The sequence below is a fragment of the Psychrobacter sp. TB15 genome, assembly GCF_000511655.1.
Lineage (GTDB): Bacteria > Pseudomonadota > Gammaproteobacteria > Pseudomonadales > Moraxellaceae > Psychrobacter > Psychrobacter submarinus.
Map to the genome: position 1 here is coordinate 45598 of NZ_AYXN01000001.1, position 7381 is coordinate 52978.

General features: G+C 44.0%; 8 protein-coding genes. All 8 read left to right on the forward strand.

Going from position 1 to position 7381, the window contains the following annotated elements; all coding sequences use genetic code 11:
• The first annotated feature begins 73 nt into the window (after positions 1 to 73).
• The 8 genes from benE to W234_RS14400 all read left to right on the forward strand — a co-directional run bounded on the left by benE (position 74) and on the right by W234_RS14400 (position 7376).
• Positions 74 to 1303, forward strand: a complete 1230-nt coding sequence (gene benE / locus W234_RS0100185) for a benzoate/H(+) symporter BenE (RefSeq protein ID WP_025643606.1) — start codon at positions 74 to 76, stop codon at positions 1301 to 1303.
• 114 nt (positions 1304 to 1417) lie between these two features.
• Entirely contained in the window at positions 1418 to 2125 is a 708-nt protein-coding gene (locus W234_RS0100190; protein ID WP_025643607.1) for a 3-oxoacid CoA-transferase subunit A, read from the forward strand.
• Positions 2126 to 2151: 26 nt separating this feature from the next.
• A complete protein-coding gene (locus W234_RS0100195) occupies positions 2152 to 2817 on the forward strand; it encodes a 3-oxoacid CoA-transferase subunit B (RefSeq protein WP_025643608.1) in 666 nt (221 codons plus the stop codon).
• A gap of 20 nt (positions 2818 to 2837) precedes the next feature.
• A complete protein-coding gene (gene pcaF / locus W234_RS0100200; RefSeq protein WP_025643609.1) occupies positions 2838 to 4061 on the forward strand; it encodes a 3-oxoadipyl-CoA thiolase in 1224 nt (407 codons plus the stop codon).
• Positions 4062 to 4144: 83 nt separating this feature from the next.
• Positions 4145 to 4927, forward strand: coding sequence for a 3-oxoadipate enol-lactonase (gene pcaD, locus W234_RS0100205; RefSeq protein ID WP_025643614.1), 783 nt, complete (start codon positions 4145 to 4147; stop codon positions 4925 to 4927).
• Positions 4928 to 5029: 102 nt separating this feature from the next.
• Positions 5030 to 6325 carry a M20 family metallopeptidase gene (locus W234_RS0100210; protein WP_025643616.1) on the forward strand — a complete coding sequence of 432 codons (1296 nt, stop codon included), beginning with the start codon at positions 5030 to 5032 and terminating at the stop codon, positions 6323 to 6325.
• Between the two features lie 207 nt (positions 6326 to 6532).
• The gene (locus tag W234_RS14695) at positions 6533 to 6883 is read left to right on the forward strand and encodes an IS630 transposase-related protein (protein WP_025643618.1); all 351 of its coding nucleotides are present in this window, start codon (positions 6533 to 6535) and stop codon (positions 6881 to 6883) included.
• Entirely contained in the window at positions 6810 to 7376 is a 567-nt protein-coding gene (locus tag W234_RS14400) for an IS630 family transposase (RefSeq protein ID WP_227501901.1), read from the forward strand. The genes W234_RS14695 and W234_RS14400 overlap by 74 nt, the downstream gene beginning before the upstream one ends.
• The last annotated feature ends 5 nt before the right edge of the window (positions 7377 to 7381 follow it).

The window sequence follows — 7381 nt, forward strand, 5'->3', positions numbered from 1 at the left end:
ATAAATCTGTCAATCAGTAGCATGCATCTTAATTTGCAACCCCGTAACGAATGCTAATTTGCAAGGAAGCAATATGGCCTCTGTAATCCAAACCTTAAAAAACGACTGGTCGCTCTCTGCATCGGTTGCAGGGTTCTTAGCGGTTCTTATTTCCTATGCAGGTCCTTTGATTATTTTTTTTCAGGCCGCACAAGCCGCACAAGTATCGGATGCCATGATGGCGTCTTGGATTTGGGGTGTCTCCATTGGTGCTGCCATTCCTGGTATTTATTTATCTATTAAATATAAAACACCGGTTATTACAGCATGGTCCGCACCTGGTACCGCTTTACTGGTTACCCTATTTCCACAGATGAGTATTAATGAAGCTGTTGCCGGTTATATCATCTCAGCGATTGTCATATTTATTATTGGAGCGACAGGTTACTTCGACAAAATATTAAAATGGATTCCTAACGGTATTGCCGCTGGCATGATGGCAGGCATCCTATTTCAGTTCGGCTTAGAATTATTTAAAGCCACTGATAGCATGCCATTTATCGTCTTTAGCATGCTCGGTTGCTATTTATTAGCCAAACGCTTTTCGCCGCGCTATACGATGATCTGGGTGTTGATATGCGGTGTTATCTTAAGCGTCTTACTTGGCAAAATGAACCCTGTCCATTTCGATTTAGCCGTTACCATACCTAATTTTATTGCACCTGAATGGTCGTGGAACTCAACGTTTAACCTCGCTATACCACTCATCCTTGTGAGCTTAACTGGTCAATTCTTACCCGGCATGGCTATTTTAAATCTAAGTGGCTATGACACGCCAGCCAAGCCTATTGTGAGTGTTACAAGCCTCGCCTCTTTAGCAGTTGCATGTGTTGGTGGTATCACTATCGTACTTGCCGCTATCACAGCCGCGCTTTGTACTGGCAAAGATGCGCATGAACTTAAGGAAAAGCGCTATATCGCAGGTGTCGCTAATGGCATCTTCTATTTATTTGGCGGTTTATTTGCTGGCAGTATCGTTATGGTATTTAGCCTATTACCAAAGGAATTGGTCGCCGCCTTAGCTGGCCTTGCATTAATCGGTGCCATTTCTGCCAATATTACGCTCGCTATGAAAGATGACGGTCAAAAAGATGCGGCGTTAATTACGTTTTTAGCGACAGCATCGGGTATGAGCTTTTTAGGATTAAGCTCTGTGTTTTGGGGGATTCTTATAGGCATGATTGCTCATCATATTTTGACCAAAAAGCGCCTACTACCAACCTCACTTACTTCATTAACAACCTCTAATAATGAAACTCATTAAGAGTAAGTCTCTTACGAAAAAAAATTAAGTAGTGTCAGAGCAATGAGTCCAATCCATGTACCACTTATTAATTTTGAAGACATTACCCCATATGAATTTTTATAGGATATAAATATGATTAATAAAGCTGATAAAAGTATCTCTGACGTACTTAGTCAAATTAAAGATGGCGCCACCATCATGATTGGCGGCTTTGGTACAGCAGGTCAACCCGCTGAACTCATTGATGGGCTTATTAATTTGGGCGTAAAAGATTTGGTCATCATTAATAATAATGCCGGTAACGGCGACCATGGCCTTGCCAAACTCTTAAAAACAGGTGCTGTGCGTAAGATAATTTGCTCTTTTCCCCGTCAATCAGACTCTTGGGTATTTGATGAGCTTTATCATGCTGGCAAGATTGAACTGGAGCTAGTACCACAGGGTAATCTGGCTTGCCGTATTCAAGCAGCTGGTATGGGGCTCGGTGCAGTATATACGCCAACAGGCTTTGGCACTTTACTCGCGGAAGGTAAAGAGACTCGTCATATCGATGGTAAAGACTATGTTCTTGAATATCCGATAAAGGCTGATTTTGCCTTAATTAAAGCCAATAAAGGCGATCGCTGGGGCAACTTGGTGTACCGCAAGTCTGCACGCAACTTTGGTCCAATCATGGCAATGGCAGCTGACGTAACTATCGCTCAGGTATCTGAAACGGTGGATCTTGGTGAGCTTGATCCTGAAAACGTTATTACACCGGGTATTTTTGTGCAGCATGTGGTGCAAATCCAGCCTGCTAGTACCGAACCTGCTAGCACAGCAACTACAACCACCGCTTAATACTGCCAATTATAAGGAGCGTCATCATGAGCCATACTTCCTACACCGCTTTGACACGCGATCAAATCGCCGAGCGCGCTGCACAAGATATTCCAGATGGTGCCTATGTCAATTTAGGTATCGGACTACCGACTAAGATTGCCCAATACTTACCGGATAATAAAGATGTCTTTTTGCATTCAGAAAACGGTTTACTAGCTTTTGGACCACCACCTGCCAAAGGCGAAGAGGATCCCGAGCTAATTAATGCCGGAAAAGAATATGTCACCATGCTCGATGGCGGCAGCTTCTTTCATCATGGCGACTCTTTTGCGATAATGCGCGGTGGTCATATCGACATTTGTGTATTGGGCGCGTTTCAAGTGGCTGCCAATGGCGACTTAGCCAACTGGAGCACCGGTGCAGAGGATGCAATACCTGCTGTTGGCGGCGCTATGGACTTAGCCGTCGGTGCCAAAAAAGTCTTTGTGATGACCAATCACACCACCAAGACGGGCGACCCTAAAATCGTCAGCAAGCTTACCTATCCTGTGACTGGTAAAAATTGCGTTGATCGCATTTATACTGATCTATGTGTCATTGATGTCACTAATAAAGGTTTAGCAGTCACTGAAATGGTTGATGGCATGAGCTTTTCGGACTTACAGGCCTTGACGGGCGCCACACTGACTGATGCCACTACAGTAAAATAATAATAAGGATAATATCTACAATGGATAACTTAACAAACGCTTATATCATTGACGCCATTCGCACCCCTTTTGGTCGCTACGGCGGCGGTCTAGCAACTGTACGTGCAGATGACTTAGGCGCTATACCAATTAAGGGGCTAATCGAACGTAATGTTAATGTCGACTGGGTACAAGTAGATGACGTCATCTATGGCTGTGCCAACCAAAGCGGCGAAGACAATCGCAACGTCGGACGTATGTCATCTCTTCTTGCAGGCGTACCCTATCAAGTGCCAGCCACCACAGTGAACCGCCTATGCGGCTCATCAATGGATGCGTTAGCGATAGCGGCGCGTGCGATTAAAACAGGTGAAGCGCATCTAATTATTGCAGGTGGTGTTGAAAGCATGAGTCGTGCGCCATTTGTAATGGATAAGTCAGATCAAGCGTTTGGTCGTAGTCAAAAGCTTGAAGATACCACTATGGGCTGGCGCTTTATCAATCCAAAGCTTGATGAGCTATATGGCACGGAGACTATGCCGCAAACCGCCGAAAATGTCGCCGAACAGTTCAATGTCAACCGTGCTGACCAAGATGCCTTTGCGCTACGTAGCCAACAACGTACCGCAGCGGCGCAAGAGTCAGGATTCTTCAAAGAAGAGATTACCCCTGTCGTCATCCCACAACGTAAAGGCGAGCCTGTCACCGTCGATACTGATGAGCATCCTCGCGCTGATACTACACTTGAAAAGTTGTCCAAACTGCGTCCTATCGTAACTGCAGATGGTACGGTGACAGCTGGCAACGCTTCTGGGATCAATGATGGTGCGGCAGCCTTCCTAGTAGCGTCAGAGCAGGCGGTGAAAGAGTTTAATCTAAAGCCGCGTGCACGTATTATAGGGGCAACTACCGTAGGCGTTGAGCCGCGTATCATGGGTTTTGCCCCAGCACCCGCAATGAAAAAACTGCTTAAGCAAACAGGACTAACGCTTGATGAGATGGATGTCATTGAATTAAACGAAGCCTTTGCCGCCCAAGCTCTAGCTTGCACACGTGACTTAGGGTTAGCTGATGATAGCGAGCGCGTCAATCCTAACGGCGGTGCGATTGCCCTTGGTCATCCACTCGGCGCCTCAGGTGCACGTTTGATCTTAACCGCCCTTAATCAACTGGAAAAAACAGGTAAGCGTTATGCTATCTGCTCAATGTGTATCGGAGTTGGACAAGGTATCGCGATGATTATTGAGCGTGTTGAGAATATATAGATAGCTCAAAAAATAGATGCACTCATTGATAGGCAAAAACCAATACCTTACTCACATGACAATCACAAACAAGGACGTTCATCATGCCTGAATTTGACAATAAAGATATAACGCTAAACTATGCCACTTTTGGTGATAGCAGTAACCCTGCTCTGATATTCTCCAACTCTTTAGGTACCAGCTATCATATGTGGCAGCCACAAATCGATGCTTTGCAAAACGATTATTTTATCATCTGCTATGACACTCGTGGCCATGGTAAATCTTCCGCACCAAGAGGTCCTTATAGTTTCGATCAGCTTGGACAAGACGTCATTGATTTGCTTGATTATCTGAACATAGGTAAAGCATTTTTTTGTGGCATTTCTATGGGCGGTATGACTGGTCAATGGTTAGCTATCAATCACCCTGACCGCTTTCATCACTTGATGCTATGCAATACCGCCGCGAAGATTGGCAATGAGGCATCATGGGTAGATCGCGCGCACTTGGTACGTGAGCAAGGTCTAGATCCTATCGCCGCTACAGCCGCTCCGCGTTGGTTCACAGCAAGTTTTATCGATAATCATCCTGATGTAGTCGCAGCATTGTCCAGCGCTCTCGCGGCTGGCAGTAGCGAGGGTTATGCCAGCTGCTGCGAGGCGTTATCTGTCGCGGATACTCGCGAGCAACTAAAAGATATTCGCGTACCTATCACCGTGGTGGCAGGTACCGAGGATCCAGTAACGACGGTTGCCGATGGTCAATATATGGTCGATCATATCCCCCACTCTACGCTTGCGACTATCGATGCCTCGCATATCTCCAATATTGAACAGCCTGAAGCCTTCAATCAACTAGTAAGGCAGTATTTGCATGATCAATAACTCTATTGCGGATTAAAAATTTTTATAAAACGTGAGAATAGAAAAGTAATTACAAGGAAGACACATCAATCAACCAACAAACCATCATTCAAGGAAGAAAGTATGAAACGATCATTATTATCATTGGCTGTCGGTATTATGGCCTGTAGCACCTTTAGCGCTCATGCCAACATCAACATCGATAAAGAAGTTAAAAGTGTTGAAAACAAAGTGATTGAATGGCGTCGAGATATTCATAAGCATCCTGAGCTGGGCAATAGAGAAACCCGCACTGCCGCTATTGTTGCCAAGCACCTAAAATCACTAGGTATGCAGGTCGAAACTGATATCGCACATACAGGCGTTGTTGGATTTTTGAAGGGTGCGAAACCTGGCCCTACAGTGATGCTACGCGCAGACATGGATGCCCTACCCGTTACCGAAAAGGCGGACGTACCATTTAAATCAACCATTGTGACCAAGTACATGGGTGAAGAAGTTGGCGTGATGCACGCCTGCGGGCACGATACTCATGTCGCTATGCTTATGGGCACGGCTGAAGTACTAGCTGCGGTTAAAAATGAATTGCACGGCAATATTATGTTTGTGTTTCAGCCTGCTGAAGAAGGTGCCCCTGAGGGTGAAGAAGGCGGTGCTGAGCTTATGTTAAAAGAGGGTATATTTAAAAAGTATAAGCCTGAGGTGGCGTTTGGGTTACACATCACATCGAGTTTAAATAGTGGAAAAATTGGTTACCGAAGTGGCCCTGTTATGGCGAGTGCTGATAGCTTCGATATAACAGTAAATGGTAAGCAAACACATGGTTCAGCACCTTGGAACGGGGTCGATCCTATTTCAACTGCAGCGCAAATCGTAACCGGCGTGAATCATATAGTCAGCCGTCAAATTGATATTACCAAAGAGCCTGCCATTGTCTCCTTTGGTAAAATAGACGGCGGTGTACGCAACAATATTATTCCAGATAATGTCAATATGATTGGCACTATTCGTAACTTTGACATGGATAATCGCGAGCAGATTTTTAGTAATATAAAGACGACGGCAACTCATATAGCAATGGCATCGGGCGCCAAAGCTGACGTCAAAATCAACAAAGGTTATCCGGTCACGATTAACAACCCAGACCTTACCACGCAAATGTTACCGACGCTCAAAAACGTAGCAGGTACAGACAATGTATTAGAGATACCTAAAATAACAGCATCCGAGGATTTCTCCTTTTATGCTCAAGAAGTACCTGGTTTATTTTTCTTTTTAGGTGGGACACCAGCAGGCCAAGACCCAGCTAAAGCCCCCTATAACCACTCTCCCTACTTCTACGTAGATGAATCGTCATTTAAAGTGGGTACAAAAGCGCTTAGTCAGTTAGCAATAGATTATCTGGCTATGAAAAAGTAACTCTATAGTCAATTCGTTATAAAAACGATACAGCGAGACTGGTATAAATGGATTTCTTGAATCAATACTTAAATCCGTAAAGATATGGGTTTAAAAATAAATTCTTATCTATTTTTACCGTTAATTTATACTTTATAGACGACATATAGTCTAATCCAAATAAAACCGATACAATATTTATAACAATCTTAATTAATGAAATAAACAATGACTTATTCAATAGACTATCGCAAACAGGTACTTTCTAGCATCGCTGATGGCATGACCATACGAGAAGCTGCGCTGTTTTATGGACTTAGCACCAGCACCATTCACAGCTGGCAGCAGAACCTAACTCCTAAAACAACCAGAAATAAAGCACCAACTAAAATACCTGATGACGCATTGATTGAAGACGTAAAAACATATCCAGATGATTATAACTATGAAAGAGCTCGTCGCTTGAACTGTAGTAAGACTGGCATCTTTAATGCTTTAAAGCGTCTTGGTATCAGTCAAAAAAAAGACCTTAGAACATCCAAAAGCGTGTCCGATAAAAAGAGCAGTATTCCAGAATAAGCTTGATAGCTTTACGCAGCAAGGCTACCCCATTGTCTATATGGATGAAAGCGGCTTTGAGGCTGAAACCATTCGTTCTCATGGCTATGCACCGATTGGTACACCCTGTATCGATAGCTACAACTGGCAAGCAAAAAAGCGAACCAACGTCATCGGAGCTCTCTATGAAAAAATGCTTTTTGCGCTTGATTACTTTGAGCAGAACATCAATGGCACCATATTCTACGACTGGTGCAAACACACTTTAATTCCAAGTCTCAAGACTAAATGCGTGATTGTCATGGATAACGCTCGGTTTCATAAAAGCAAACGCATTCAAAAACTATTAAACAGACATGGCCATCGTATTCTTTGGCTGCCGCCGTACAGCCCTGATCTGAACCCTATTGAGAAAAAATGGGCACAGGCTAAGTTTCTGCGCCAAGGGTGGATGGAGAATAATCTCCCTAAACTGTTTTATGATATGGGCTGTATCGATTTTATAAAGACTTAACTATA

What these genes read in the sequence shown, in the direction of transcription:
- benE (WP_025643606.1), top strand. Translation starts at nt 74, where the DNA reads ATGGCCTCTGTAATCCAAACCTTAAAAAACGACTGGTCGCTCTCTGCA.
- W234_RS0100190 (WP_025643607.1), top strand. Translation starts at nt 1,418, where the DNA reads ATGATTAATAAAGCTGATAAAAGTATCTCTGACGTACTTAGTCAAATT.
- W234_RS0100195 (WP_025643608.1), top strand. Translation starts at nt 2,152, where the DNA reads ATGAGCCATACTTCCTACACCGCTTTGACACGCGATCAAATCGCCGAG.
- pcaF (WP_025643609.1), top strand. Translation starts at nt 2,838, where the DNA reads ATGGATAACTTAACAAACGCTTATATCATTGACGCCATTCGCACCCCT.
- pcaD (WP_025643614.1), top strand. Translation starts at nt 4,145, where the DNA reads ATGCCTGAATTTGACAATAAAGATATAACGCTAAACTATGCCACTTTT.
- W234_RS0100210 (WP_025643616.1), top strand. Translation starts at nt 5,030, where the DNA reads ATGAAACGATCATTATTATCATTGGCTGTCGGTATTATGGCCTGTAGC.
- W234_RS14695 (WP_025643618.1), top strand. Translation starts at nt 6,533, where the DNA reads ATGACTTATTCAATAGACTATCGCAAACAGGTACTTTCTAGCATCGCT.